The sequence below is a fragment of the Paraburkholderia sp. JHI2823 genome (genome assembly GCF_038900695.1).
Taxonomy (GTDB): domain Bacteria; phylum Pseudomonadota; class Gammaproteobacteria; order Burkholderiales; family Burkholderiaceae; genus Paraburkholderia; species Paraburkholderia mimosarum.
The window spans coordinates 1-466 of the sequence record NZ_JAYMRY010000238.1; the positions used below are offsets into that span (position 1 = coordinate 1).

Sequence of the window (466 nt, forward strand, 5' to 3'; positions counted from 1 at the left end):
GTTCTTCTGTCTGACCATGCTGTTCTACCGGGAGCCGGGTGAAGCTCGGCGCGCGCAACTGGACAGCTTCTACCACGATTTCACACGGGAAGTGGTGAGCGACGCATCGCAGTCGGAATTCGACCGCCTGCAGCGCCTCAAACTCGGCCGGATCACGCTGATGATGGGCGCGGGGCTGCTCGCGATGCTGGCCATCCCGAATCCGCTGTGGGGGCGCCTGCTGTACCTGTGCTGCGCACTCGCGATTCTTGCGCTGGGCGCTTTGATGTGCCGCAGCGCGAACGCGGCGGCCGTACCCGCCAACGAGCTGCAATCTTCCTGAGCGGGTCCTGAACCCCTAGGCGGCGGCCGGCCATTGTGCCGGCCACGCTGAAACCGAGAGACTGACTGATGAACCAATTCATGGGTGACAACTTCCTGTTGTCCAGCGACTGCGCGCGCAGGCTTTACGACAAGTATGCCAGGC

1 protein-coding gene is annotated in these 466 nt (G+C 63.3%); it reads left to right on the forward strand.

Translation table 11 applies throughout. The features are described 5' to 3' along the window. A partial coding sequence (locus VSR34_RS38480) for a hypothetical protein (protein WP_342965242.1) occupies nt 1-322 on the forward strand: 322 nt, incomplete at its 5' end. Nucleotides 323-466: the final 144 nt, after the last annotated feature.